Below are 25,764 nucleotides of genomic sequence, written 5' to 3'. Positions count from 1 at the left end.
GGATGACCCCGGTAACGCCGACGCCGCCCGCGACCACCGCGCTGCTCCACTACTACCTGCTGCAAGCGACCGGCGGGGATGACGCGACGGGGGCGGGGCTCCTGGTCGAGGAGTTCGTGCTGGACGACGACCTGTCGGCCGTACGGCTGCGCAGCGCCTGCTGGACGGCGGCGGACGCCGGCTGGTGGAGCTCGGCCGCGTTCGTGCGGGCAGTCCGCGCGGACCCGCGCCTGCGCTCCCGGTTGACGGCCGTGAACCGCCCCGGGGCGGAAGCGGCGTACGCCCGGCTCGGCGGCGGGGCGCTGCCGGACGAGGACGCGCTGCGCCGGCACTTCGGCGACGACGTCCCGTTGGGGGTCGGTGCACCGCTGCGGCTGGGCACCGGCCCGGCGGTTCACCGGGTGCTCTTCGCCGGTGAACCGGACGGCGACGCGATCGCCCGCCTGTCGGCGCTGCTGCGGCTCGGCGGCGCCTCGGGCACGGAGGCGACCGAGCCTGGCGTGGTCGGCACCGGCCGGCTGCGGGTCAACGACACGAACCACCTCTGGCAGCTCCGCCGGGTCGGCGGTGTCGCGTGGAGCATCGACGTGACGTCCGACCCGGCCGGTGGTGACGGGCTGCGCTGGGTGCTGCGCCAGGTCACCGACGTGGCCCGTTGCCACGGTCTGGTCCCCGCGACGATCGAGCGCCTCTCCTGACTACCCGAGGCCGCGGACTCGACCGGGAGACGCGCCCGGCGGGAGGTTGGCGCAGCGGAGGCCCTGGAAGGGTGTACGGGCCTCCGCTGCGTCGCGCGGCACCGTCAGTCGGCCAGGTTGACCCACACGTCGGTGACCCACAGGGGGTGGTTGCAGTTGGCCTGCGACCAGGTCGGGCCCGGCTGCAGCCACGGCCCGGTCCGGTAGGTGCCGTCGTTGCACCGCACGAGCACCTGGAACGCGGGCATGCCGTAGTTGCACCGGGCGATGCCGTAGTACCAGCCCATCTCGGCGAAGCAGCCCGCCGGCGGTTGGTGGACGCCGGCGGAGGCCGGGCTCGCGACGCCGACGAGGCCGCCCACGGCCATCGACGTGGTGGCCGCGCCGAGGGCGACGCGGCGGATGATCTTGGAAATGCTCATGTGGATGAACGTATCGATCGGCGCTGTCGCGCCGCTGTCACGCCGCTGTCGCGTCCGGTCGGCCCGCGTCGTCCGGCCGAGGAGGAGCCGGTGACGCGGTCCCGGGGTCGAACTGGTATCCACACCGTGGCGGGTCGAGTCGGGCCGCGGGCTTCGACGTCGTGTACGGGGTTCTCGACGGCGACCGGCGAGGGGAGGTCGAGTGGCGGGTCGGGTGTTGAGTCGACGCCTGGCGCCGGGCGGGGTCGATGGCACGTCCGACGTGGCCGGGCGCGGGTGGTCGCCGTGGCGGGTTGTCGTCGGGTTCGGGGTGGTCAGCCTCGCCGCGGACATGGTGTACGAGGGTGCCCGGTCGGTGTACGGGCCGCTGCTGGCCTCGTTGGGCGCCTCGGCGGTCGCGGTCGGGCTGGTTACCGGGGCCGGTGAGGCTGCGGCGTTGCTGCTGCGTCTGGTGTCCGGGCCGCTGGCGGACCGGACCCGCCGCTACTGGTCGTTGACGATCCTCGGGTACGCGTTGACCGCGCTCTGCGTGCCGCTGCTCGCCGTCACCCCGTTGCTGGGTGGCGCCGGCATGGCCGTGGCCGCGGCACTGATCGTCGCCGAACGGCTGGGCAAGGCGATTCGCAGCCCGGCCAAGTCGGCCCTGCTCGCCGACGCCGCCGCTCGCGTGGGACTGGGTCGGGGTCTGGGCGTGCACAAGGCACTGGACCAGGTCGGCGCCTTCGCGGGTCCGCTGCTCGTCGCAGGCGTCGTCGCGCTGGCCGCGGGGGCGCTGTGGCCGGGACTGGCCGCACTTGCCGTACCCGGGGCCGTCACCATGCTGCTGCTGGTCGTCGTGCGGGCCCGGGTGGCTGCCCCCGCAGCGGCCGATGCGCCCCAGGGCGATGCCGTACCGCGCCCGCCCGCCCGTCCAGCGGGCCGGGTGTCGCTGCCGGCCCGCTTCCACTGGTTCGCGGCGGCGATGGCGCTGTGCACCGCGGGTCTGGTGACGTTCGGGCTGATCGGTTTCCACCTCGTACGCGCCGGTGTCGTCGCGACCGCCACGGTGCCGCTGCTGTACGCGGCGGCGATGGGCGCGGGTGCGCTCGCCGCGCTGGTGACTGGCCTGGTCTACGACCGGGCCGGCCCGTGGGTGCTGGTGGTGCTTCCCGCGCTGATCGCTGCCGTGCCCGTTCTGACGTTCGGCGGAGGCCCACTGCTGGCGGCGGCCGGGGTGCTGGTCTGGGGCGCCGCCGTGGGTGTGCAGGACTCCACCGTCAAGGCTCTCGTGGCCGATCTCGTGCCCGCTGCGCGGCGAGCCACCGCGTACGGGGTGTTCGCCGCCGTGCAGGGTGCGGGCGCCCTGGCCGGTGGCGCTGCCGCGGGAGGACTGTACGAACACTCCGCGGCGAGCCTGGTGGTGGCCGTGGCGGTCTCGCAGGCCGCCGCGGCGACGGCACTCGTGGGCATCCTGGCAGGGATCCGCACCGCGCGCCGGGGCTGAGGGGCGCCTCGCCCTCGGAGCGTGGCACGCGGTGCACCGTGACGTCTCATTCCTCGACCCACTCGAGCAGGTCACCGGGCTGGCAGTCCAGCACCCGGCACATGGCTTCCAGGGTGCTGAAACGGACGGCCTTGGCACGACCGTTCTTCAGCACGGCAACGTTCGCCGGTGTGAGCCCGACGCGCTCGGCGAACTCACCGACGCTCATCTTGCGTTTCGCCAGTTCGACGTCGATGCGGACGACGATGGGCATCAGATCACCGCTTCCATGTCGGTGCGCAGCGTCGTGGCCTGCCGCAGCAGGGCGCGCATCACCACCATCAGGAGCCCCAGCACGGCGACACCCACCAGCATCAGGAACAGCAGGAGGGGCAGCCCGGGATCTGTCGCTCTGAAACCGACGTAGAGAAACACACCCAGTAGCACCACCCAGGCGGCGACGATCGCCCACACGATCGCGTTCACCCACCCCATGGAGGCGTCACTGAAGATGCGGTCGTTCCTGACCAGAGTGAGCAACTTCCAGGTGGACACGATCACGACCTGGATGCACAGCACCCAGAACACCGTGATGGCGGTCATCGGCCACCTGAGGTAGGCGAGGTCCGGGGATTCCTTGGCCATGTGCGCGAACTGGCCGGGCAGCGACATGGTCTGGAACAGGACCAGGATCCCGAACAGCAACACGAGGAAGACTCTGAGCGGGGCCACCGCTCGATGCTCGGTGAACATGCATCGACTATCGCTCGCAACCTATCGATTGTCAATCGGTTCGGCAGCCTCCAGCAGGAGACCCGCCGCAGCGGCGGCGGCCGGCACGGCGCCCGCGCGGCCCGGCGCGCATGCGGACAGGAGCCTCACCCCACTCGACGGGGAGACGCTCGACCATGTCGCCCGAAACCCGTTGAGGGGAAACAGAAATTGGCCACCACGAGAACATTGATCCACCCTCCCGCCCGACCGCTGGCACACTTCTTCGGGACAACGCCAGCGCGGTCGCGGCGAACTCCGTGACGTTGCCACCACGCTTCGTGCAACCATTTTGAATACGCGCACCCGCCCGGATCACGCCGAGCCCACCTCGGTTCACGTAGCGCAAACCCGCCCCGCCACGTCACGATCGATGTGACTGTGTCGACTCCCCCGGCTACTCTCGGTCGCACTGTTCAGGGTCTTGACAGGCCCTTATGCTCTAGCGGTGTTGATCTTTCGTCTCCGACCCGGGCGGCGGCCGTCACCCGGGTTCCCCACCACGGGAGCCCGGACCGTTGCCTGATGAATCTGCCCGCCGTCGAACATCGACGGGCGCCACCGGGTCGGACACGGCGCGGCTCGGCGGCGACAGACGGCGCCCGCACCGTCGGTCGGTACGTTTCCAGATCTGGTCGCTGCTGGTGGTGGCGTTCGCGACGCTCCTTCCGCTGTGGGCATTCGGCATGTACCTCACCGTCCCGGGTGCCGTGTCGACCAGCCAGAGCCAGCAACGGAATCTGGAGATCGGCGTGCCCACCGACGCGCTGGATTCTGCGCTGAGTGCGGAACGCAAAGCGTCGGTGGTGTATCTGGCAAACCGCGGCACGGGCCGATCCGCACTCGACAAAGCGCGCGCCGTCACGGACCAGGCCGCCGAGAAATTCCGCAGCGGCGCGATGGATGTGATTGGCAGGATCGGCGAGGGATCCGCCAATCAGTTGGCGCAGGAAATGGTTACCCGACTCGGGCAGTTGTCCGGTCAGCGATCGGCGATTGACAGTGGTACGGCAGCACCGGCGCAGGTCTTTTCCTACTACAACGCCGCCATCGACAACGGCATTCGCATCCTGAACTCCCTCACGGGTGTCGACGACAGGACGGTGCACAGTTCTGGTGAGGCGTTGTCCCGCCTCACCCGCTCCCGGGCGCTGCTGGAGGAAGTGGACGCCCGGGTGTCCGCCGCGATCGCCGCCGGCGTCCTCACCCGCGACGACTGGTACGCCCTGGTCACCAACATCGGCGCGGTCAACGGTTCGTACGCCACGGCGCTGCCCAACCTGCCTGCCGACGTTGCGGCGGAGTACAACAAGATCGCAAGCAGCGAGGCCATGAGTCGGCTGCGCACGCTGGAAGAGACCGTTGCGCAGACGCGGCCCGGCACCCGCATCAAGGTGACCGCGGCGGAATGGGACGCCGCGGCGAAGGCCGTGCTCGACGAGGTGCACGCCTTCGAACTCAGGACCGCCACGGTGTTGGGCACCAGCGCCGAGCCGATCGCCCGCCGGGTCCTGCTGCGGGCCGCCATCGCCACGGGGTTCGGTCTGCTCGGCGTCATCGCGCTGGTGAGCGTGTCGATTCGCATCGGCCGGACCCTGATCAGGGAGAGCACCCTGCTCCGCAACCGGATGGACGACGTCGCGACCGTACGGTTGCCGGAACTGGTACAGCGCCTTCGTGCCGGCACGGCCGCCGACCCCGACGAGTTCGCCGAGGGCCGAGCCTTCGATCGGCCCCGCACCAGGGAACTCGACGACCTGAGCGGCTCGTTCGACCGGGTCCATCGGGTTGCCATCGAGGCGGCCAGCGGCGAGGCGCAGCTCCGACAGGGCGTGTCCCGGGTGTTCGTCAATCTGGCGCGACGGAACCAGACGCTGCTGCACCGCCAGCTCAAGCTGCTGGATCAGATCGAGCGGCAGAGCAACGATCCCGACCAGCTTGCCCAGTTGTTCTCCCTGGACCACCTGGCCACCAGGATGCGCCGCCACGCCGAAAGCCTGATCATCCTGTCCGGTGAGGCGCCGGGCCGGGGATGGAGCAGCCCGGTGCCGCTGCAGGACGTGGTGCGCGCGGCGGTTACCGAGGTGGAGGACTACCCGCGGGTCACCGTTCACATGCCGCCGTCGGTGGGCATCGTCGGCCCGGTGGTTGCCGACCTCATCCACCTGCTCGCCGAGCTCATCGAGAACGCCGCACTGTACTCGCCCGCCGACACGCAGGTGCAGGTGCGGGGCATGAGGGCGGCCAACGGCTTCGTGGTCGAGGTCGAGGATGCCGGTGTGAGCATGAGCGACACCGTGATGGCGGAGCTGAACTCGCAGCTCGCGGACCCGCCGGAGTTCGACCTGACGGACGGAAGCCAGCTCGGGCTGTTCGTCGTCGGTCAGCTCGCCGCGCGGCAGGGCATCCGCGTCTCGCTGCGCGGCTCGCCCTACGGCGGCACCACGGCGATCGTGTTGCTGCCTCCCACCCTGCTCGCCGATGTCGACGCCGACAGCCCTGTCGAGCGGGTGCCGGTCGGGCGGCTCGCCGGAACCGACCCGCATCCCCCGCGACGGGGCGCGAACGCCACCAACCGCGCGTCCGAGGCGACGCGCCATCGCGGCGCGCCGGTGGCAGGCACGTCCGAGCTGCAAACGCCAGCGAGACCGGTGCTGGACCTGCCCGCGCTGAGCTTGCCGCCGGCCCCGCGCAATCCGGTGGAGGTCATTCCCGACATCGACCGGCCGGTGCTGCCCCGACGTTCCCGCCAGGCAGCAGCCGCCCCGCAGCCTCGGGCCGGTACCCGCCGCGCGGGGGCCACGCCCGCACGGCCCGAACCTGCGCACGACCGGAACCCCGAGGAGGTCCGGTCGCTGATGTCCGCCATCCAGCTGGGCTGGGACGGGATGCACCCCTCAACATCCAGAACCGATAATGACGCCGGCGTGAGTTTCGGTGCGCCGTCGTCCACACCCGCACGGGAGAGTGATCAGAATGACTGAGACGGCTGCGGACGCTGGCGGCCTCGCCTGGCTGCTGGACAGCTTCGCGGACCGCGCCCCCGCCGTCCGGCACGCAGTCATCCTGTCCGGTGACGGTCTCCTCGTGGCGCGTACCAGAAATCTGGATCGCAACGACGCCGACCACCTCAGTGCCGTCGCGGCTGGTTTCCACAGCCTCGCCAACGGGGCGGGCGACCACTTCGACTGCGGTGAGGTTCGCCGGACGGTGGTGGATCTGACTCGTGGCTTCCTGTTCGTGACGGCCGCCGGCGCCGGCGCCCGGTTGGCCGTCGTGGCTGAGCCCGACGCGGACGCGGGCCTGATCGCCTATGAGATGTCGATGCTGGTACGTCGGATGGGTGAGCACATGGCGATCCTTCCGAGGTACGAGAACGCCGCGTACGAGACCAGGTGACCTCTGATGGCGGCATGGCGGAGGTCGTCTGGAGGCAACGAGTGGCTCGACGACGAGGCAGGGCCCTTGGTGCGACTCTACGGCGTGACCTCTGGCAGGACCCACGCTGCGAAGATCTCTCTGGATCTGCTCAGTGTGATCGCCGCCGCCAGCGTCCATCCCGCCAGCACCCAGTATCTCGGCCCGGAGCATCTCGCGATCCTGCGGTTGTGCGCGCGGCCGACCGCCGTGGTCGAGGTCGGCGCCGATCTCGACCTGCCCCTGGGCGTGCTCCGCGTCCTGCTCGCCGATCTCCACGAGTTGGAACTGATCACCATTCGCCCGCCGAACCACGGCGCACTGCACGCCAGTGTGCACCTTCTGGAGGAACTGCTCGATGGTCTTCAGAGACTCTGAAACCCAGGCATCGGCGCAGGAGCCGGCCTCGCTGAAGATTCTCATCGCCGGCGGGTTCGGCAGTGGCAAGACCACGCTGGTCGGCTCGGTCAGCGAGGTGCGCCCGTTCCGTACGGAGGAGAGTCTCAGCGACCGGTCGGTCGGGGTCGATTCGACCGCGGGCGTCGAAGCCAAGCGAACCACCACCGTCGCCATGGACTTCGGGCGGATCACGCTCAGTCCGCGACTTGCCCTGTACCTGTTCGGCACCCCGGGTCAGGACCGGTTCTGGTTCATGTGGGACGAGCTGACGCGCGGCGCGCTGGGTGCCGTCGTCCTGGCAGACACCCGCCGGCTGCCCGACTCGTTTCCCGTCATCGACCACTTCGAACAGCGCGGCACACCCTTCGTGGTCGCCGTGAACTGTTTCGACGGCGCACCCAGGTATCTGCCGGAAGAGGTGTCCGACGCGCTGGAGCTACCGCCCTCGGTCCCGGTCGTCCTCTGTGACGCGCGGGACCGGGAGTCGACCAAGTACGTTCTCACCACCCTGGTCACCCACGTGCTCACCGCCAAGGCCCACGCCCACTGACCACCGTCCGCAGGGGCCCCGGCGCTGTGGGACCCACCTGCAACGGTGGCCGGGGTGGGCTGGGCGACCCTGTTCGGGAGGTGCCACCCCGGCCAGGAACCGGATCGGTAACACCGGCCCCTTCTCAGGGCGGCACCGAGCCGGATTCCGTTACCACCGGTCCACATCCCGGGAACCCAGGCCGCGGATCCGGCTCCCCGCCGGACCCGACGGCCGCCCCGCCCCGGCGCCCCCAAGGCTGCGGAGCCCCGCTCGGGCCGCCGATGCCACGTTGCCCGCTGGCCGGGGTGGGTCAGGCGCGGGCGGCTGGCTCGGCGGGCGTGGCGGTGGGGCCGTCACCCGATCCGCCGCCGGATGACTCGGGGTGTGGAGCCCGCGATGTCGTACGGGTGGACGCGCGCAGCCGGCGACCGATCACGGCGGCGTCCCGGCCGACCCAGCCGAGCAACGCGGATCCCCTGTTGCGCTGGAACGGCAGGCCGACGTAACACAGACCGGGCACCGGGCTCACGCCCTCGACGTGGACGGGCAGCCCGTCGGCCGGGTCGACGGCGCCGGGCACCCGCAGCCAGCCGAAGTCGGCGCGAAAGCCCGTCGCCCAGAGCACGACGGAAGGCGTCAGCTCCTGTCCGTCGGCCGTCCGCAGTGCTCGGCCCTGCGCGCCGGTCACGCGGCCGACGACCCGGACACCCCGTCGGCGCAGGGCGCGCGGACCGGTCCCGATCAGCGGGTCCCGCGCCCGGATCCGCCGCCCCAGCCAGCCCTCGGCGGGGGCCCGTACCAGCCCGAGGACGTCCAGCCAGGTGAAGATGTCGACGCCGAAGGGGCGCTGCGGAAGGACCGGCTGCCGCGTCCCGAGCGACAACGTGACGGACCGCGATGCCGCCAGCTCGGCGGCGATCTGCATGCCGGAGTTGCCGCCCCCCACCACCAGGACGGGGCCGTCGGGGAGGTCGGCGGGGCGCCGGTACTGGACGCTGTGCAACTGGACCAGTTCCGCGGCCAGGCCATCGCTCAGCGCCGGGACGTGGGGGACCTGGAAGGGGCCGGTCGCCACGACCACGGCACGCGCCGTGCGGACTCCGTCGGCCGTGACGGCCTCGAAGGCGCCCTCGGAGGTCCGACGCAGCAGCCGTACGGCCGCGCCGTGCTCGACGGGCAGGGCATGGTGTTCGGCATAGGCCGCCAGGTAGTCCGCCACCTCGTCCTTGCTGGGATAGTGGCCGGGCGGAGCGGGGAAGGGCAGGCCGGGCAGGGCGCTGTGCCGCGCCGGGGTGAACAGCCGCAGCGAGTCCCAACGGTTTCGCCACGCGTCCCCGACCCGCGTGCCCGCGTCCAGCAGACGGACGTCGAATCCGGCGCGGCGCAACTCGTACCCTGCGGCGAGACCGGCCTGGCCCGCACCGATGATGAGAATTTCTGTCACGGCACCCACGATTCCCCGGCGCCGGGCCCAGGGCTTGGACGAACCTGCTGACCCTCCCACCGCAGCCCCCGCAGCAGCTCGGACGGCGCCAGTCCGAACATGCTCCGGAACACCCTGGTCAGGTGGGAGGAGTCGGCGAAGCCGGCCTCGTGTGCGGCCTGCGTCAGGGACCCGCCCGACGACAACAGCAGCAGGGCCGTACGCAGCCGTTCCCACCGCACGTAGGCACGGAACGGCAGCCCCAGTTCCTGCCGGAACAGGTGCGACAGCCTGCTCTGCGACAGGTGCACGGCTCGCGCCACCTCGCTGAGCCCCACCCTGCCGGGCAGCAGGGTAGGGACAAGACTCACCGCCTCGGCCACGGCGGCGTGTCGCGGGCGCGCGGTCGGGATCTCGCCCCTCACCACGGACCGGATCACGGCGTCGATCGCCTCCGCCGACGAGACGTCGCCGGCCGGGGGTGGTGGATGCGGATCCAGCCGCCACCGCGCGGCCGAAGCGGATCGCGATTCGCCGCGGTCGAGCAGACGGCCGAGACTGGACACCGGGTCGATCAACGCGAGCAGGCCGTCCGCCGCGCCCCGGACGACGGCGTGCGCGGTGTTCGCCGGAATCAGCGCCGCACGGCAGGAATGGTCGGTGCCGTCGGCGCCCCGGAGCACCAGGACGGTGTCGCGGGCGACGAGCAGCTGCACCGCGTGGTGCGAATGCATCCCTGCCGCACCGATCTCGCCGCGGTAGTAGATCCGGCCCGGCGCCAGCCCCACCCACCCCCGCCACGTGGCGTTCAACTCACCTGCTCCTTGCGCGTCGCCGGCACGGGACCACGGTTGCCGGCGCCTCGTCGACGCAGCGAGCGTACGCTCGGCCGCCGACCGCTGACGGTCACGTTCATCGGACGGGACGGCAGAACCGGCGTGGCGTGAAGGGGGCTGCCAGGTGGCGGCGATCCTGGCCACGGGAAGCGGGCCGGTCAGGGCGCCGGATCGAGCTGTTCGAACCGGATACTGCGCAGGATCGAGACCATCGCCCGGCAGTACTCCGCCCAGTCGGCGAGGCTCGGGGTGGTGAGGCGTAGGACCAGGAGGTACGGCGCGTCGGGCAGGGGCACGACCGCCTGGGCGTAGGCGACCGGGACGACGGCCGGTTCCGGCCGCGCGCCGAGCCGCGTGGGGATCGGCGTGCCGGAACCGGCCAGCACGACCACCGCCGGACCACACGGCAGGTCACGTCGCTCCACCCGGTGGTACGGGCCCGCCTCGCGCTCGAACCGCGCGGCCAACTGCTCCGCGGCGAGGTTCGCGTCCAGCTGCTCCGTGGGTTCCAGGGCGGCCAGCAGGGAAGACACGCTTGCCTTGCCGTCAACCGCCACGCAGCTGAACCCGTAGTAGAGCAGCGGGTAGCGGCTCAACTCGACGACCTGCCGGTCGTACAGTGCGGCCAGCAACAGACGTTGGTCGGGGTCGCCGTGTGGCAGGACCCGGGCGGCGAGCTCGAACAGGGCCTGCCGGCGTTCGTCCGGGTCGGGGTGCATGGGCACCGCGTGGAACCAGGAGGGTACGGCGAATCTGACGCGGGGCAGCGCGGGCGGCGCCGTCTCGGTGGGCGTGCGCACTAGTGGGCCACCGCCTTCTTCGCCTCCTGCAACTGTTCCGCCTTTTCCTGCTGTGCGGCGTCGTCCTCGCCCGCGCCCAGGCTCCACGCCCGCTCCATGGCGGCCGGGATGTCGTACCAGCCGTCCTGCCAGTAGTCGTCGACGTGGTTGGCGATGTCCTCCTGCTGCATCGAGTTCGCGCTCGACTGCCAGCTTCCGTCGAAGAACGCCTCGGTCACGCCGCGACTGACGTCGTCGAGTCCCTCGAGGGCCGGCTGCATCAGCCTTCCGAGGCCGATGGTGACGGCTCCGGCGATGTCGAAGGTCAGATCCTGGGCGGACACGTCGCCGCCGCCGAACCAGGCGGTGCCGTGCAGAACGAGGGCGCCGACCCCGAGGATCGTGCTGGCACCCAGGCCGCTGCCGCCGATCATGATGAGCGCCCCGCCCAGCGGGGCGCCGATCACCGTCCCGGAGAGCAGGGTGCCGGCGCCGATCATGAGCAGCGACAGGATGCCGCTGCCCATGGCGATGTCGCCGAAGACGTCGCCCAGGTTGGCGATCCGGTTCGCGTTGTTCGTGATCCAGTCCCCGAGCGCGTCGAACGGCGCGCTCAGGTCGTCCAGGAGTTCCGTGAGCAGTCCAGGATCGCTGGCGGACTCGGCGAGCCGGCCGAGCTTCCTCGCGACCTCCGCCGACAACTCCTCGTGGTACCCCTTCAGGGTCTCGGCGCTCGCGACGATGTCGTCGTACTCGCCCTGTGCCGTCTCGAGCCGCCGGGTGGCGGCGTTGACCTTGGCTTGGGCGGCGGCGAGGTCCAGGTCGTTGTGGAAGAGCTGACCGACGAGGCTGAGCGCCGGGTCGTCCTCGGCCGCCTCCACCTTCTTCTTGGCCGCTGCGGCGTCCTGCTCGTAGGCGCGGGCCTTCGTCTGCAGCGTGACGAGGTCCTGCTTCCACTGCTGCAGCAGGTTCGCGGCACTGGTCATCGTGCTGGCGGCCTCGTCCAGCTTCTTCGGGAATCCGTGGAGGCGGTGGCGGAAACCCTCGGCCGCCTGGCCTTCCCAGCCGCCGACGTCACGAGCCACCGCGTCGATCTCACCCCTGGCCTCCTGCATCCTGCCGGCGGCGTACGTCAGGACGGCGGTGAAGGCCGCGACGTTCTCGGGGCTTCCGGGCGCAGGGTCGAAACCCAGGGCGGGGTAGTTCCCGGGTGCGAAGCCGAACCACTCGAGCATGCGTCAGCTCCCCTTCGGAGCCAGATCAGGCTCCGGCACGCCCTTGAAGTACTGGGCGTTGCCGAGGTCGGTCTGCGAGTACCGGTCGGCGGACAGCGTCAGTCTGTTCTGCATGCCCTGCATTCCCGCGGCCATCTTGTCGAGCGTGCTGCCCCAGCGGTCGACGAAGTCCTCGGCGGCGGCGTCCAGGTCCCCCGATCCGAGGTCGCCAGGGTCTCCCGACTTGAGTCGCTGCTCGGCTGCGTTGATGTCGCCCCTGATGCCCTCGATCCGCGTCCCCACGGACCGTAACGCGTCCACCTCGACCTTGAACCCGTCCAAACCGTCCATCCTCGCTCGACTGCCGCCATATGGTACGGCCACCGCTACGCCGGCCCGTTTCCGGATCATGACCGGCGCGCGAGGTCGGGACGCCGCCAACAGCGAAGCTCGAGCGGTGGTGCGGTGGCGAACTCGCAAGATCAGTGCAATATGATCTTGGGCCTGGTTCACGCCGGTGGACGCGCGCCCGGCATGCCTGCGTCCCCGCACCGTCAAGCATTCGAAGGAGAACCCTCTTGCGTCTTCGCGTGGCAAAGGTCGCGCTGCCGCTGGTCGCCGTCGCGCTGCTGTCCGCCTGCGGCGGTGGCCAGGACGACACCGGCGGCGACAGTGACACCGGCATCCCGAAGTCCCCGGAAGAGTCGTACGCGGCGATCATGAAGGCCATCTACGCCGGAGACTCGCAGCGGGTGTGCTCGCTGATGACTCCCGACGCCGCGGACAGGTTCATCGGGGAGATGAGGCGGTGGAAGGACGCCGAGGGCAGGACCTGCGAGGGAGTGGTGGACTCCTTCGCCAGCCGGCAGTCGGGTCCGCCGCCCACCGAGTGGGGCCCCACGATGTACGGCCAGGTCGAGTACCCCAACCAGTTCTTCGCGATGCTGGAGAACTGCCCGAAGGACGCGAACGGCGACTTCCAGCCGAACTTCGCCGCGGTGACCTGGAAGAAGCAGGACGGCGGCTGGATCGTCACAGAGTTCGACATCAGCACCGGCTGCGGAGGCTGAGGCCGCCGGCCGCCGGTGTCTGGGCCGCCGCACACGCGGGGACGCTGCCGGCCTGGACCTGTCCGGGGCCGACCGGGACGTCGGGCAGGAGCGCCGGCCTTCTCTCGTGCGAGCGGGCCGGTGCTCCTACCGTCCCTGGACGCGCTCGTCCATCATCCGGCGGGCGCGCAGGCCGGGGCCGGTGATGCCGCACGGCTCCCCCGGCACATCACCATGCCGGCCGGCGCCGACCGTCCCATCGCGGTCACGCCGCATGACAACCCGATCCGCCGCCCTCCCCGGCCGCAGGCGGGGCGGGGGATGGCGGGCGAATGGTCTGGACGGCCCGGCAGGGTCAGGGCAATACTGGCTGGCCGGTCCTTACGTGGCCGGCGCCCGGAGGGCAGGGGCGGGAAGTGGGATGAGAATGCTGCGTGGGCTCGGGATCGGCGAGAAGGACGAAGCGGTCTACGTGGAGCTGCTGCGCCGCCGCCGGGCGACCGTCGCGGATCTCACGGAGGCGTTGCAGATGGCGGCGCCGGCGGTGACAGCCGCGATGGCGCGACTGGTCGCGCTCGGCCTGGTCACCGGTGACGACGGCGGCCTGCACACCGTCGTACCACCCGACGTCGGGCTCGGCACCCTCATCGTCCAGCGTCAGGCCGCACTGCAACAGGTCCAGGGCAGGCTGGGGGAACTGGTGCAGGTGTACCGGACCGGGGCGACCTCCACCGTGGGTGAGGTGGAGGCGCTCACCACCCCGGAGGAGCTCGCCACCTGGATCGACAACATGGAGCGGGGCGCCAAACGGGAGATAATGGCGTTCTTCCGGCCTCCGTACGTGCTGGACGGCGACCTCGATGTCTCCACCGACGTGCCCGCCTACCGTTACGTCTACGAGCGCGCCGCCCTCGACGATCCGCGTACCCCCGCCGAGATCGGCAGGTTCCTCAAGAGCGGGTACGAGATCAGGATCGCTGCCGAGCTGCCCAGCAAGATGATCATCGTGGACCGGGAGACGGTGCTGCTGCCGATGCTGCCCGACCAGACGAGCGTCCATCCCGGGTTCCTCCTGGTACGGGGTCAGGCGCTGGTGCACCTGCTGGTGGCGCTCTTCGAGCGGGTCTGGCAGGCGGCCACGCCGTTGCGGCTCACCGCCACGGGTCTCGCCGAGGGGTCTCCCGCGTGGGACGACGTCGACGTCGCGCTGCTGACGTACCTGCTCTCCGGGATGCCGGACAAGACGGTGGCCAGCCGGCTCGGGACCAGCGAACGCACGGTGCAGCGCCGGATCCAGCGGCTGATGAAGCTGGCCGGGACCGACAGCCGCATGCAGTTGGCCTGGTACGCCGCCCGGTCGGGGCTCATCTCGCCCTGACCGGGAATGCCGGTCGTCCCCGCCCGCGGCGCGGGCGGGGACGACCGTGGGACGGTTATCCCCGCAGCTTGTAGGCGCGGGTCACGGTCTGCTCGACGGTGTTGCCGTCGGCGTCGGTGGCCTGCACCCGCAGGGAGACGAAACCGTTGGTGTCGGCCAGCGCCGGGCTCTTGACGGTGCCCTTGACGGTGGCACCACCCCCGGCGGTGACGGTCACCTGCTGCCAGGTGGCGCCGTCGTCGTAGGAGGCCCACAGCTTCGCCTCGCGGATCCGCGGGCCGGCCAGGCCCTTCGGGTACCAGAAGTCGAGGCTGATGTCGGCCGTCGACTGCGCCTGCACGCTGTTGTCGAGAGCGACGTCGAGGTCGTAACCGACCGACAGCACCGGCAGAAGCGCCCGGTCGCCGATCGGCTGGGAGTGGAACGTCCAGGCGGTGTTCACCTTGGTGGAGGTCGTCCACCACGGCTGGTCCCGCCGCACGTCCGTCACCACGCGGTACTCGGCACGCTCCGGCGTCATCGGGAAGGCCACCGCCGCGGCCGGAACGGACCCGAGCAACTGGCCGTCGCGGTACACGGCGGTCAGTTCCTTGTCGGTGTTGTTCGGCATCGTCCAGAACTGACCGGTCGCCGCGTCCAGGAGGCCGGTGGCGAGCACGACGCCCACGTCGCCGATCCGGACGGCTCCCTCCGGGTGGCCGGCGGGTATGGCGGACCGGACGACGGGCTTGTTCCATGCCCGGGTCAGCCGCTGCCCGGGCTGCAGCACCGACTGGGCCGTCTGCTGGAAGCCGGGCATCGACTCCCACACGCCGGCCGGTGCCATGAGCTCCCACGTCGGCCGGCCGGCGGTGACGTACTCGGTGAGGGACCTCGGCATGGTCGTCCGGATGAGGGTCATGACGATGAAGGACTGCAGCGGCGAGGTGAGGAACCGGGAGTAGCCCGCCTCGGTGCCGGGCGTCGAGGCGTGGAACGACGTGTCGACCGTGGCCAGTTCCTCGGCGCGGACCTGGTAGCGCTGGTCGGCAGAGATGCCGTGCTGGTACTTGAGCAGCTCGTAGGAGTACGGGCTCACCGCCGTCCCCTTGAGCTGGATCATGACGTCGCCGCGGCGGGCGAGACCGGCCAGTCGAGCGCCCTGCTCGCCGGAGAGGGTCATGGCCGGGATGGCGGTCGGCGTCTTCTGGTAGACGTCGGTACCCCACAGGGCGGGGATGTCGTTGTAGATGATGATCATGCCGGCGCCGGCCGCCACCGCGTTGTCGATCTGCTGCCGCGGAGAAAGCGAGTCGCTGCGCCGTACCAGCGCCAGCGCGCCCTTGACGGCCTTGCCCGCGTAGTCCTGCGGTCGTCCGATGCCGACGTCCACCACGCGCAGGACCTGGGTGCCGTCGAGGCGTGCGGAGCCGACCCAGCCGCCGACGTACTCCGGCGTGATCGGGAAGGCTCCGGGACTGACGAGTCGCGCCTCCAACGACGGCGCCGTCAGCGTCCAGGCCAGCCGGTGCTCGATGTTCTCGTCCTTGAGCTGCGACGGGATGGCGTGCAGCTTCGTGTGGCCGTTGAATTCGGTCTGAAGCCCGTACATGAGCGACTTGTCGTCCTTCAGCAGCGACATCCCCAGCCGGACGCGCTGCGGCTGGCTCGGCTTGGGCGTCTGGATGCCGACCTGGCTCGACTTGCTGCCGTCGAAGGTGATGGTGCGGTCGGAGTCGACGAGCACGCCTGATTCCGCGCCGTAGACGTGGTCCCGGAGCTGCAAATAGTCAGGGGTGAACCGGTAGGTACCCGATGCGAAGGCGTACTCGCCGCGGGGCAGCCTCAGCTCCAGGGTGCCCTCGGCGCCGAGGATGAAGTGGATGTCGGCGGGCCCGGGATTGTCGAGATCAAAGACCCAGATGCTGCTGTAGGTGGACGCCGGCGCCTTGCCGTCCAGGTCCGTCAGCTTCACGCTCACGTTGAAGCGCTCCGGGTCCCGGACGAAGCCGACCGCCGTCGTCACGACCGTCCCGCCGTCGGCGGAGGTGGCAGTGACGTGCGCGCCGTACGTCCCGACCGGCACCACGCCGCTGTTGGCGGTGACCGTCACGTCGGCCGTGCCACGGGCCGGAACGGTCACCGTGTCGGTGCCCAACGTCAGCGCCCCGGCCGGCAACTGCCCGTCGGAGCCCTTGGTCGCCAGCGCGAGGGTGACCGGCTGGTCGCCGTCGTTGAGGTAGGTGATCTGCTTGGCGACCGGGGCGGTCGACTCCCACGCCTGCAGGCCGAAGTCGACCACGCCGGGCCCGGACACCGGCTGCCGCACGGCGCGGCACACGTCGGTGCGGCCGGCGCCCTGGGCGTACACCGAGGTGTCCACCGTGGTCTTCGCCGTGCTGACGAGCTGGCCCTTCAGCCGCGCCGGAGTCCAGTCCGGGTGCTGCTGGGCCAGGATCGCGGCCGCACCCGCCACGTGCGGGGTGGCCATGGAGGTGCCGCTGGCGGCGGTGTAGTGGTCGCCCGCGGGGGTGCCCATGCTGGTGCCGGCCGCCCGGGCGGCGACGATGTTCGCGCCGGGGGCGGTGATCTCCGGCTTGAGTGCGCCGCTGGCGAGCGGGCCACGGCTGGAGAAGGAGGTGACCGCGTCGGCGCGGTCCACGGCGCCGACCGTCAGCGCCGACGCGGCGATGCCGGGCGAGCCGACAGTCGTCGCCCCGGGCCCGGAGTTCCCGGACGCGATGGTGAACAGCACGCCCGTCTCGGCCGTCAGCTGGTCGACCGCCTCGGACATCGGGTCGGCTCCGTCGCCGGCCGTGCCGCCCAGGCTCATCGAGACGACCTTCGCGCCCGAGTGGGCCGCCCAGTCCATCCCGGCGATGATCCACGACTCCTCGCCGCCACCCGCGTCGCTCAGCACCTTGCCGACGAGGAGTTGCGCGCCGGGCGCGACGCCCTTGTACCTGCCGCCGGAGGCCGCGCCCGTGCCGGCGATCGTGGCGGCGACGTGGGTGCCGTGCCCGTGGCCGTCCTGGACAGACTCACCCGGCACGAAGCTCTGGCTCTCAGCGATCTTGCCGGCCAGGTCCGGGTGGTTCAGGTCCGCGCCGGTGTCCAGCACGGCGACCTTCACGCCGGTGCCGTCGTATCCGGCGGCCCACGCGGCCGGCGCGCCGATCTGCGGCACGCTCTCGTCGAGCAGGGCGTTCACCTTGCCGTCCAGCCAGATCCGCTCGATGCCCCCGGCGAGCCGGGCCTTGGGGGTACGGGCCCTGGCGGTGTCGTCGTCGACGGCCTCCCAGAACGTGGCGGCCTGCTTCTTGTCAGCGGCGATGGCGGCGCCCCGGACGCTGGGCAGGCTCCGCTTCATCCGGCTGCCGGCGGGGGCGGCCGGTGCGGCCTTGCCCGCCGCCCGGGCCGGGTACTTCACGATCAGCGGGATCGACGTGGCGTGCGCGTCGTCGTAGCCCTGCGCGATCAGGCCCGTGACGTTGAACAGCCGCCTGTCCACCTGGCCGGACGCGATGAGCGGCTCGACAGCCAACGGCACGACGTACACGTCGGTGCCGACCGAGTAGGTGCGGAAGTTGCCGACCGGGCCGTCGTGCGGGGTGACGGTGATCGCCGGCTTGCCGCCCTGCGTCGTCACCGTGACCACGTCACCGGTCACGAGGGTGACCCGTGCCGCCTTCGACGGCGGTGGTACGGCGGCGGTTACCTCGCCGGCAGGCGCCGGCGGCTTGCCGTGCGCGCTCGCGCCGACGGTCGCGACGAGTGTCGCGGCGAGCGCGACGCCGAGCAGCGTCGATCTTCTTGTTCGCATTGACCTGGCCCTCCTTCTGCCGGTACCTGAGCTCCGTACCGGTGGGGCAAAGCTTCGTGAAGACGGGGGCGGCCGCGCTACGGCTGCGCCTGGCGAACACTGGACATGTCAGGTCGCCGCCACAGCCGATCGGAGGGTGCGCATACATCGCTACCGACCCGTGACCACCGTCGGCGGGCGCGCGGCGGCCGACGCGGCGGGGCGCTAGGGGCGTGGTTCTCGCCCGCGGGGCGGCGGTGGCGGGGTCGGTTCGCTGGGACGGACCCTCCAGGAGACGGCGTCCGTCGCGGCGATCCCGCCGAGGATGACGACGGCCACCACGGCGATCAGGATTGGCGGAAGGAACGCGACCACGGGCGCCAGCGCGACCAGCAGGAGCAGTCCGATCACCCGGGACAGGGCGACCCGGCTGAAGGACAGGTAGTCGAGTCGGGCCCGGCCGGCCAGGTAGATCGCCGGTCCGCAGAGGATGACGGCGGACCAGGCGAGGTTGGGCCCGGCGAACGGGTGGGTGATGATGATTTCGTCGCCGACCGAGCTGAGCACGATGCCGCCGGCCATGAGCAGGTGGGCGTACGAGGCGGACCGGCTGAACACCGCCGGCGTGGTGCTCGCCGCGATCACGGCCGGGAGCAGCAGCCCGGCCCGGTAGAAGTAGATCCGCCACAGCAGCGTGGTGATGGCGAACGTCAGCAGGAACGCGATCACCCGGTCCCGCTCGAAGCCGAGCGCGGCGAACTGTCCGCCGGCCGCCAGGATCGACTCACCGAACGCGACGATCATGATCTGCTGGTAGCGCTCGGCGAGATGCTCCGCGGAGACCGCCTGCGTGGTGATCCGGGCCGGACCGAGCCTGGGCAGCCGGAAGTCCAGCCGACTCATGACGTACCCGAGGACGGCGGCGACGAGCCAGATCACCACCCGGGTGTTGCCGTCGGTCAGCGCGCCCGCGATCCACAGCACTCCGGAGATGCAGGACCAGATGAACTGCTGCAGGGAGCCGATCGTCACCTCCTGGCCGTGCATCGCGACCGTGACGAACAGGGCGCGGCCGACCTGGATGAGGACGTAGGCGGCGGCGAAGATCATGCCGTCCTCGGCGAACGCCTTGGGCACCGCGCCCGCCATGATCAGGGTGCCGAGCATGATCGGGATGATCACGAGTTGGATCGCGGGCTGGGCGGGGTTGAGGCGGTTGGTGGTCCAGGCGGTGAAGACCCAGACCCACCAGAACGCGGCGAGCAGGATCCCGGTGTGCAGCGCGCCGAGCCAGGTGAGGTCGCTGAACAGGGTGTGGGACAGCCGGGTCAGCGCGAAGACGAAGATCACGTCGAAGAAGAGTTCGACGTAGGTGGCGCGCTGGGGCTCGGCGTGATCCCTCAGGAGGTCGCGCGGGTCGCCGGCGGTCATCGGCACGCCCGTTCCGTCGGTCCTGGCATACCTGCCATCAGTCGTACCGTGCGCCGCGCCGCCGTCGGCCTGGCTCACGCCGACGCATGTCGAACACCCGCGCCTCCCGCTCTCCGCAACCACTGCGGCGACCTGCATGCCGGGTGGGGTTGGCCTGTCCGGTCCTGTGCCGCGCGTCGACGGCCAGGTCCGGCGCGCCGGTGGAGGGGAAGTGCAGGCCACCCGGTGCAGGTCAGAAGGGTGTGACGTCCGACCGGAGGGCCTGCCGGTCAGGGTACATCGGACGGATCGGCCGGCACGGCGCGATTGACAGCATCCGATGGCTCGGCGTCGGGGAGGGTGGGAGCGTCGGTGGGGTAGAGGCCGGCGACGAAGCCGTACACCTGGTCGCCGGACCGGGGGATCTGGGCGAACCGGCGGGCGAGCTCCTGGACCTGCGCCCAGAAGTTGCGTACCTCCTCGACGGGAATACGGGCGTGCACGAGTGTGCACCGCAGGTCGTCGGCCGCGTGGGCGGCAGCCGACTCGGCGGTCGCCTGCGCGAGCCCGTTGATGGCGGCCACGACCTGCTTGTCCTCGCTGTGGCTGAGCACGCCGACGTAGAACGTACGGGCGGCCCGGCCGTAGTACCGCTCCTCGATCGCCCGAACACGGCGGGTACGGACCACGCGCAGGAGACCGACGTCGACGAGAAGGTTCACGTGGTAGGCGATGCTGCTCTTGGGGCGGTCGACCGCCTGGGCCATCTCGGTGACCGTGGCGGCCCGTTCGAGGAGCAGCTCCAGGAGCGTGGCGCGCAGCGGGTCGGCCAGCGCCCGCAGCTGCTCGGGCGCGGTGACCACGAGCATCTCTTCGAGGTCGTAGTCCGGGATCCGCTCATTGACCGACATTTCTCGACCGTTCTAAAATTGTGGATCGTTTGATCCTCGCCGTCCGATGTCAGGAGTGTAGAGATGGCCGAAGTCGTGCTGTTCCACCACGTGCAGGGGCTCACCGACGGGATGCGCGCGTTCGCCGAGCAGCTACGCGCCGGCGGACACACGGTGCACACGCCGGACCTGTTCGACGGCGAACGACCGGCGACCCTCGAGGACGGGCTCGCGCTCACCCGGCGCATCGGAGGTGAGGTGCTCGACGAGCGCGCCGACCGAGCCGTGGCCGACCTCCCCGGAGAGCTGGTCTATGCCGGCTTCTCCTTCGGTGCCGGCACGGCCCAGCGGATGGCCCAGACCCGGCCCGGCGCGCGCGGCGCGCTGCTCTACGAAGCCTGCCTTCCGATCACCGGTGAGTGGGCCGTCGGGCCGTGGCCCACCGGGGTCCCGGTGCAGATCCACGGCATGGACAAGGACCCGTTCTTCGCGCTGGAGGGCGACATCGACGCCGCACGCGAGCTGGTCGCGACGGTCGGAGCCGACCTGGGCGAGCTGTGCGTCTACCCGGGCGACCAGCACCTGTTCGCCGACAGCTCGCTGCCGTCGTACGACGCGGAGGCGACGGCGCTGGTGGTGCGGCGATCGCGGCAGTTCCTCGACCGGGTGGGCTGACCCGCGACGGGCTCAGCCCTGCCCGCCCCGGCACAGCGTCGACGGGCCGTCGGGCGCGCTGTCCCGGTACGCCTCCGAGTCCAGGACCGGCGCGTAACCCAGGTCGCGCCGGGCCGCGTCGAGGTCGAAGACCGCCCGGGTGTTCGCCGAGGTGATGGTGTACGCCCCGAAGCGGACGTCGGCCCGCAGCGCGCGGCGTACCGCCTGGCCCAGGTCCGCCGGGCCGAGCCAGGCGTCGAACCAGCCGTGCGTCGGCGGCACGGGACGGCAGCCGCCGAGGCGCAGACAGACCACGGAGAGGGCACCCGAGTCCGCGTACACCCGGGCGGCGGCCTCGCCGAAGACCTTGGTGGCGCCGTAGCGGCAGCACGGGTGGGGTGGCCACGAGTCGCGTATCGGACCGGGCGCGGGCCGGGCGGCCGGTGGGTGGTAGCCGCCGAGGACGTGGACGGAGCTGGCGAGCACCACCCGGCGTACGCCCGCCTCCGCGGCCGCCGCCAGGAGCCGGGTCGGCACCTCGACGTTGGGGCCGTGCAGCCGGTCCCAGCCCTCGTTCGGCCGCGGGTTCCCGGCCAGGTGCACGACCGCGTCCACCCCGGCGCAGAGCCGCTCGGCGAACCCCCGGTCGGCGAGGTCGCCGGGCACCACCTCCGCCGGCCCGACCGGCTGCGGGGCGCGCAGGTCGGTCAGCCGCAGCTGGCCGGCTCGTGCCGGGTCGGCGTCGGCAGCGTGCGTACCCCCACCGAGGTGACCGCGGCCCGGGACGCCGGCGCGCAGTTCCTCGTCACGCCCACCACCCGGGTCGAGGTGCTCGCGCAGGCGAAGGCGGCCGGGCTGCCGGTGGTCTGCGGCGCGTTCACCCCCACCGAGGTCGACGTCGCCTGGTCGTCCGGCGCCGCCATGGTCAAGCTCTTCCCGGCCGGCGTCGCCGGCCCGCCGTACCTCCGAGAACTGCTCGCCCCGCTGCCCGACGTGCCGCTCGCGCCGACCGGCGGCGTGCGGCCGGAGTCGGTGGCCGAGTGGGCGGCGGCCGGAGCGGTCGCCGTCGGTGCGGGCGGCGTCCTGGTCGACGCCGCCGAGGTCGCCGTCGGCGACTGGGCGGCGCTGCGGCGCCGCGCCCGGGCGTTCCTCTCGGCCGCCGCAGCCGCGCACTGGCCCGACAGGCAGGGCGACGGCCGTCGAAGGTGATCAGGCGGTGGGCGGGGCGACCGCGGGGTAGCCGTACAGGTCGAGCACCCGACCCCGGGCCGCGTGCAGCCGGTCCACCACCACGCTCATAAAGCGGGTGGTGAGCTGCCGGCCGAACGCGTCGTCGGACTCCATCAGCCGGCGCACCCCCGGGGCGGTGAACTCCACCGCCGTGCTGCGCTGCGCCGCCACCGCCCCAAACTGCCAGCGGTACGGCGGGAACAGCCACGACCACCCGAGCACCCCGCCCGGACCGATCGTCTCGATCTCCACGTCGCCCCGGCCGGGCACCGGAAAGTCGAGCGCCACCTGGCCGGCACGGACCAGCCAGAACCGCTCCGCCGGTTGGTCGGCCCGGAACAGCCGGTGCCCGGGGTGCCACACCACCGGCCGGGCGTATCCGGCCAGCCGGGGCAGCCACGGCTCGGGCAGGCCGGCGAGGAACGGGTGCGCGCGGAGCACGTCGAGTGTCGTCATGCGGGTGCCCCCTTCGTCGGGAGGACGCGGCGGTGGCGCGGGCCCTGCGACGGTCGGTCGTCCTACCTCCCAGTACACCGCGCCGTGACCGTAGGCGACAGGGCCGTTGGTCCCGGGCCGCGCGGGCGAACTGCCCTGGTCGGCCCGTCACCGGCGGAGCCAGGGTGGAACCGGGACGAAGCGCCGGAACGGCGCCGCGGCAGGGCGGAGGGTGACGTGGGAACGTCCGGGGAACGGCGAGGACGGGGGCCCAGCCGTGCCCGTTGACACCTCGACCAGGCCGGCGACCGGGCTCGGTTCGGCGGAGGCCGCCGCCCGCCTGCGCACCGACGGCCCGAACGCGGCGGTCGCGCCGCCCCGCCGGCACCTGGCCACCCGGGTCCTGCACCAGCTCACCGACCCGCTGGTGGCGCTGCTGCTGGCCGCCGCCGTGGTCACCGCCGTGCTGCGGGACTACCCGGACACCGCCGTGATCGTGCTGGTCGTGCTGGTGAACACCGCCATCGGTGTGGTGCAGGAGGTCCGCGCCGACCGCGCGATCGCCGCGCTGGACCAGCTCGCGGCGCCCACCGCCCGGGTCGTCCGCGACGGGCGGGACCTGGTCCTGCCCGCCGCCGACCTGGTTCGGGGCGACCTGGTGCGGGTCGAGGCCGGCGACGTGGTCCCCGCCGACCTGCTCCTGGCCGAGGCCGCCCGGCTGACCCTCGACGAGTCGGCGTTGACCGGCGAGTCGGTGCCCGTGGGCCGGGCCGCCGGCGAGGAGGCCAGCGCGGGCACGGTGGTCACCACCGGCCGGGCCACCGGCACGGTGGTGCGCACCGGCGCGGCGAGCGCGCTCGGCCGGATCACGGCCCTGGTGGCGTCCACCCGGCCCGCCGCCACCCCGTTGCAGCGCCGTCTCGCCGGGCTCGGCCGGATCCTCGGCTTCGCCGCGGTGGTGCTCTCCGGGCTGGTGTTCGTCGTGGGCGTGGTCGGCGGGCGGCCGGTCGTCGACATGGCGGTCACCGCGGTGAGCCTCGTGGTGGCGGCCGTGCCCGAGTCGCTGCCGGCGGTCGTCACCCTCGCCCTGGCCCTCGGCGCCCGCCGGATGGCCGGGGCGCGGGCGATCCCCCGGCGGCTGCACGCGGTGGAGACGCTCGGCTCCGTCACCGTGATCGCCTCCGACAAGACCGGCACCCTCACCGAGGGCCGGATGTCGGTGCAGCACGCCGTCACCGCCGACGGCTCCCGCTACGGCGTCACCGGCACCGGCTACACGCCGCGGGGGACCGTGCACCACGGGGGCGAGCCGGTGGCCGTACCGGACGAGCTGCGCCGCCTGGCGCGGGCCGGGCTGCTCTGCAACGACGCCACGCTGGCGCCGCCCACCGACGAGCGGCCGGAGTGGGCCGCGGTGGGCGACCCGCTGGAGGCGGCGCTGGTCGCGTTCGCCGCCCGCTGCGGGCTGGAGCCGGAGACCACCCGCGCCGCCTGGCCCCGGGTCGCCGAGCACCCCTTCGACCAGGAGCTGCGCCGGATGACCACGGTGCACCGCTCCTGCGACCGCCGGTACCTGGTGGTGTGCAAGGGCGCGCCGGAGAACGTGCTGGTCGCGCCGCTGGTCGACGCCTCCGACGAGGAGATCGCCGAGCTGTCGGCCGCCGCGCACCGGCTGGCCGCCGAGGGGCTGCGGGTGCTCGCGGTCGCGTCCGCCGTGGCCGACGCGCCGCCGGCGGACCCCGCCCGGCCGACCGGGCTGCGGCCGGTGGGGCTGGTCGCCGTCGGCGACCCGCTGCGCGCGGGCGCGGCCGACATCGCGGGCAGCTTCGACGACGCCGGGGTCCGGCTGGTCCTGGTCACCGGCGACCACCCCGCGACCGCCGCGGCCATCGGGGGCCAGCTCGGGCTGTGGCACGAGGGCGACCCGCTGGTACGCGGGGACGACGGCGACCCTGCGCGGGCGCACCCGCAGGCGCGGGTGTTCGCGCGTACGCAGCCGGACCAGAAGCTCGACATCATCGCCGGGCTGCAGTCCCGGGGCCACGTGGTGGCGATGACCGGCGACGGGGTGAACGACGCTCCGGCACTGCGCCGCGCCGACATCGGCGTGGCGATGGGCGGCGGCACGGAGGTCGCCCGGCAGGCCGCCGACCTGGTGCTCGTCGACGACGACCTGTCCACCGTGGCCGCGGCGATCGGCGAGGGCCGCCGCATCTACGACAACATCCGGCGGTTCCTGCGCTACGCCCTCTCCGGGGGCGTCGCCGAGATCGCGGTAATGCTGCTCGGGCCGCTGTTCGGGCTGGCCGTGCCGCTGCTGCCGGCCCAGATCCTCTGGGTGAACCTGCTCACCCACGGCGTGCCGGGCGTGGCGCTGGGCGCGGAGCCGGCGGAGCCGGGCACGCTGCGCCGGGCGCCCCGCTCCCCCACCGAGTCGGTGCTCGGCGCGGGCCTGGGCCGGGACGTGCTGGTCACCGGCGCCCTGATCGCCGCCGTGGTGCTCGGCGCCGGCGTGCTCGCCGCGCACTGGGACCGGCCCTGGCAGTCGGTGGTCTTCGTGGTGCTCGGCCTGGCCCAGCTCGGGGTGGCGCTCGCGGTCCGCGCGCCGCGACCGCGCGGCGTCCGGCAGGGCAACCGCGCGCTGCCGGTCGCGGTGGCGGTCTCGGCGCTGCTCCAGATCGCCGGGGTGCTGCTGCCCCCGCTGCGGGAACTGCTCGGCACGGAGCCGCTCGGCGCGGTGGAGCTGCTGGCCTGCGCCGCTGTCAGCGTGCTGCCCGGGCTGGTGCTGCGGCTGGCCCGTCGACCGGTCGACCCCGCCACCGGGTCGTCGGGCACCGAGCCGCACGACGCGGTGACGCCAGCCCCGGTCGGCGGGCCCGGCCAGGGAGCGCGGGCGGCGGGCGGCCCGGCCGTGACCGTCGGAGCGGCGGATCGGGACCAAGGTCCCGACGGCCGGGACGAGCGCCTCTGACCGGTAGCGTTCG

General features: G+C 72.3%; 24 protein-coding genes. 11 read left to right on the top strand and 13 right to left on the bottom strand.

Translation table 11 applies throughout. From position 1 onward, the window contains the following. The first annotated feature begins 2 nt into the window (after positions 1-2). Complete coding sequence (locus ABZ793_RS17060; protein ID WP_357457804.1) at positions 3-698, top strand: hypothetical protein; 696 nt, start codon at positions 3-5, stop codon at positions 696-698. Between the two features lie 104 nt (positions 699-802). Here ABZ793_RS17060 and ABZ793_RS17055 read toward each other — a convergent pair whose 3' ends face one another. After that, a complete protein-coding gene (locus tag ABZ793_RS17055; protein WP_357457801.1) occupies positions 803-1,120 on the bottom strand; it encodes a hypothetical protein in 318 nt (105 codons plus the stop codon). A gap of 217 nt (positions 1,121-1,337) precedes the next feature. Between ABZ793_RS17055 and ABZ793_RS17050 the strand changes: the two genes are divergently transcribed. Next, complete coding sequence (locus ABZ793_RS17050) at positions 1,338-2,603, top strand: MFS transporter (protein ID WP_357457798.1); 1,266 nt, start codon at positions 1,338-1,340, stop codon at positions 2,601-2,603. A 46-nt stretch (positions 2,604-2,649) separates the two neighbouring features. Here ABZ793_RS17050 and ABZ793_RS17045 read toward each other — a convergent pair whose 3' ends face one another. Then, positions 2,650-2,856 (bottom strand): helix-turn-helix transcriptional regulator, encoded by a 207-nt coding sequence (locus ABZ793_RS17045; protein ID WP_091094605.1) that lies wholly within the window; start codon positions 2,854-2,856, stop codon positions 2,650-2,652. After that, positions 2,856-3,335, bottom strand: coding sequence for a DUF2975 domain-containing protein (locus ABZ793_RS17040; RefSeq protein ID WP_357457796.1), 480 nt, complete (start codon positions 3,333-3,335; stop codon positions 2,856-2,858). Before ABZ793_RS17040 ends, ABZ793_RS17045 begins: the two co-directional genes overlap by 1 nt. Positions 3,336-3,997: 662 nt before the next feature. Between ABZ793_RS17040 and ABZ793_RS17035 the strand changes: the two genes are divergently transcribed. From ABZ793_RS17035 to ABZ793_RS17020, 4 genes are all read left to right on the top strand, one after another. Continuing rightward, complete coding sequence (locus tag ABZ793_RS17035) at positions 3,998-6,337, top strand: nitrate- and nitrite sensing domain-containing protein (protein WP_357457793.1); 2,340 nt, start codon at positions 3,998-4,000, stop codon at positions 6,335-6,337. After that, positions 6,330-6,752, top strand: a complete 423-nt coding sequence (locus ABZ793_RS17030) for a roadblock/LC7 domain-containing protein (RefSeq protein ID WP_350708814.1) — start codon at positions 6,330-6,332, stop codon at positions 6,750-6,752. Before ABZ793_RS17035 ends, ABZ793_RS17030 begins: the two co-directional genes overlap by 8 nt. Positions 6,753-6,821: 69 nt before the next feature. Further along, entirely contained in the window at positions 6,822-7,148 is a 327-nt protein-coding gene (locus tag ABZ793_RS17025; protein ID WP_357457789.1) for a DUF742 domain-containing protein, read from the top strand. After that, on the top strand, positions 7,129-7,719 hold the full coding sequence (locus ABZ793_RS17020; protein ID WP_357457786.1) for an ATP/GTP-binding protein: 591 nt from the start codon (positions 7,129-7,131) through the stop codon (positions 7,717-7,719). Before ABZ793_RS17025 ends, ABZ793_RS17020 begins: the two co-directional genes overlap by 20 nt. Before the next feature lie 292 nt (positions 7,720-8,011). Here the strand turns inward: ABZ793_RS17020 and ABZ793_RS17015 are convergent, their stop codons facing one another. The 5 genes from ABZ793_RS17015 to ABZ793_RS16995 all read right to left on the bottom strand — a co-directional run bounded on the left by ABZ793_RS17015 (position 8,012) and on the right by ABZ793_RS16995 (position 12,304). After that, the gene (locus ABZ793_RS17015; protein WP_357457783.1) at positions 8,012-9,145 is read right to left on the bottom strand and encodes an NAD(P)/FAD-dependent oxidoreductase; all 1,134 of its coding nucleotides are present in this window, start codon (positions 9,143-9,145) and stop codon (positions 8,012-8,014) included. Next, complete coding sequence (locus ABZ793_RS17010) at positions 9,142-9,936, bottom strand: helix-turn-helix transcriptional regulator (RefSeq protein ID WP_357457780.1); 795 nt, start codon at positions 9,934-9,936, stop codon at positions 9,142-9,144. Before ABZ793_RS17010 ends, ABZ793_RS17015 begins: the two co-directional genes overlap by 4 nt. 182 nt (positions 9,937-10,118) lie before the next feature. Then, positions 10,119-10,760, bottom strand: a complete 642-nt coding sequence (locus ABZ793_RS17005) for a hypothetical protein (RefSeq protein ID WP_357457777.1) — start codon at positions 10,758-10,760, stop codon at positions 10,119-10,121. Further along, positions 10,760-11,974, bottom strand: coding sequence for a hypothetical protein (locus ABZ793_RS17000; protein WP_357457774.1), 1,215 nt, complete (start codon positions 11,972-11,974; stop codon positions 10,760-10,762). The genes ABZ793_RS17005 and ABZ793_RS17000 overlap by 1 nt, the downstream gene beginning before the upstream one ends. Before the next feature lie 3 nt (positions 11,975-11,977). Next, a complete protein-coding gene (locus ABZ793_RS16995) occupies positions 11,978-12,304 on the bottom strand; it encodes a WXG100 family type VII secretion target (protein WP_357457771.1) in 327 nt (108 codons plus the stop codon). 227 nt (positions 12,305-12,531) lie between these two features. Between ABZ793_RS16995 and ABZ793_RS16990 the strand changes: the two genes are divergently transcribed. Together ABZ793_RS16990 and ABZ793_RS16985 are read left to right on the top strand one after the other, a co-directional pair. Next, positions 12,532-13,023, top strand: a complete 492-nt coding sequence (locus tag ABZ793_RS16990) for a hypothetical protein (protein ID WP_357457768.1) — start codon at positions 12,532-12,534, stop codon at positions 13,021-13,023. A gap of 400 nt (positions 13,024-13,423) precedes the next feature. Beyond that, complete coding sequence (locus ABZ793_RS16985; protein WP_357457765.1) at positions 13,424-14,380, top strand: helix-turn-helix domain-containing protein; 957 nt, start codon at positions 13,424-13,426, stop codon at positions 14,378-14,380. Positions 14,381-14,435: 55 nt separating this feature from the next. On the opposite strand, the gene ABZ793_RS16980 is transcribed toward ABZ793_RS16985, so the two are convergent. The 3 genes from ABZ793_RS16980 to ABZ793_RS16970 all read right to left on the bottom strand — a co-directional run bounded on the left by ABZ793_RS16980 (position 14,436) and on the right by ABZ793_RS16970 (position 20,482). Beyond that, entirely contained in the window at positions 14,436-18,182 is a 3,747-nt protein-coding gene (locus ABZ793_RS16980) for a S8 family serine peptidase (protein ID WP_357457762.1), read from the bottom strand. 204 nt (positions 18,183-18,386) lie between these two features. Then, a complete protein-coding gene (locus ABZ793_RS16975; protein ID WP_357457903.1) occupies positions 18,387-19,592 on the bottom strand; it encodes a low temperature requirement protein A in 1,206 nt (401 codons plus the stop codon). Positions 19,593-19,861: 269 nt separating this feature from the next. Continuing rightward, positions 19,862-20,482, bottom strand: a complete 621-nt coding sequence (locus ABZ793_RS16970; protein WP_357457759.1) for a helix-turn-helix domain-containing protein — start codon at positions 20,480-20,482, stop codon at positions 19,862-19,864. A gap of 63 nt (positions 20,483-20,545) precedes the next feature. Here ABZ793_RS16970 and ABZ793_RS16965 point away from each other — a divergent pair, with 63 nt between their 5' ends. Continuing rightward, positions 20,546-21,136 (top strand): dienelactone hydrolase family protein, encoded by a 591-nt coding sequence (locus ABZ793_RS16965; RefSeq protein ID WP_357457756.1) that lies wholly within the window; start codon positions 20,546-20,548, stop codon positions 21,134-21,136. A 12-nt stretch (positions 21,137-21,148) separates the two neighbouring features. Here the strand turns inward: ABZ793_RS16965 and ABZ793_RS16960 are convergent, their stop codons facing one another. Beyond that, positions 21,149-21,817 (bottom strand): NAD(P)-dependent oxidoreductase, encoded by a 669-nt coding sequence (locus ABZ793_RS16960; RefSeq protein WP_357457901.1) that lies wholly within the window; start codon positions 21,815-21,817, stop codon positions 21,149-21,151. On the opposite strand from ABZ793_RS16960, the gene ABZ793_RS16955 reads away from it, so the two are divergent. After that, complete coding sequence (locus tag ABZ793_RS16955) at positions 21,713-22,324, top strand: bifunctional 4-hydroxy-2-oxoglutarate aldolase/2-dehydro-3-deoxy-phosphogluconate aldolase (RefSeq protein ID WP_357457898.1); 612 nt, start codon at positions 21,713-21,715, stop codon at positions 22,322-22,324. The genes ABZ793_RS16960 and ABZ793_RS16955 overlap by 105 nt on opposite strands. Here ABZ793_RS16955 and ABZ793_RS16950 read toward each other — a convergent pair whose 3' ends face one another. Continuing rightward, positions 22,325-22,801: a cyclic nucleotide-binding domain-containing protein gene (locus ABZ793_RS16950; RefSeq protein WP_357457753.1), complete on the bottom strand. Its 477-nt coding sequence runs from the start codon at positions 22,799-22,801 to the stop codon at positions 22,325-22,327. A 256-nt stretch (positions 22,802-23,057) separates the two neighbouring features. Between ABZ793_RS16950 and ABZ793_RS16945 the strand changes: the two genes are divergently transcribed. After that, entirely contained in the window at positions 23,058-25,751 is a 2,694-nt protein-coding gene (locus tag ABZ793_RS16945; protein ID WP_357457750.1) for a cation-transporting P-type ATPase, read from the top strand. Positions 25,752-25,764: the final 13 nt, after the last annotated feature.

The sequence above is a fragment of the Micromonospora sp. NPDC047465 genome, from assembly GCF_040643125.1.
In the GTDB taxonomy this organism is placed as follows: Bacteria; Actinomycetota; Actinomycetes; order Mycobacteriales; family Micromonosporaceae; genus Micromonospora.
This window is presented reverse-complemented; position numbering and strand designations above follow the sequence as displayed.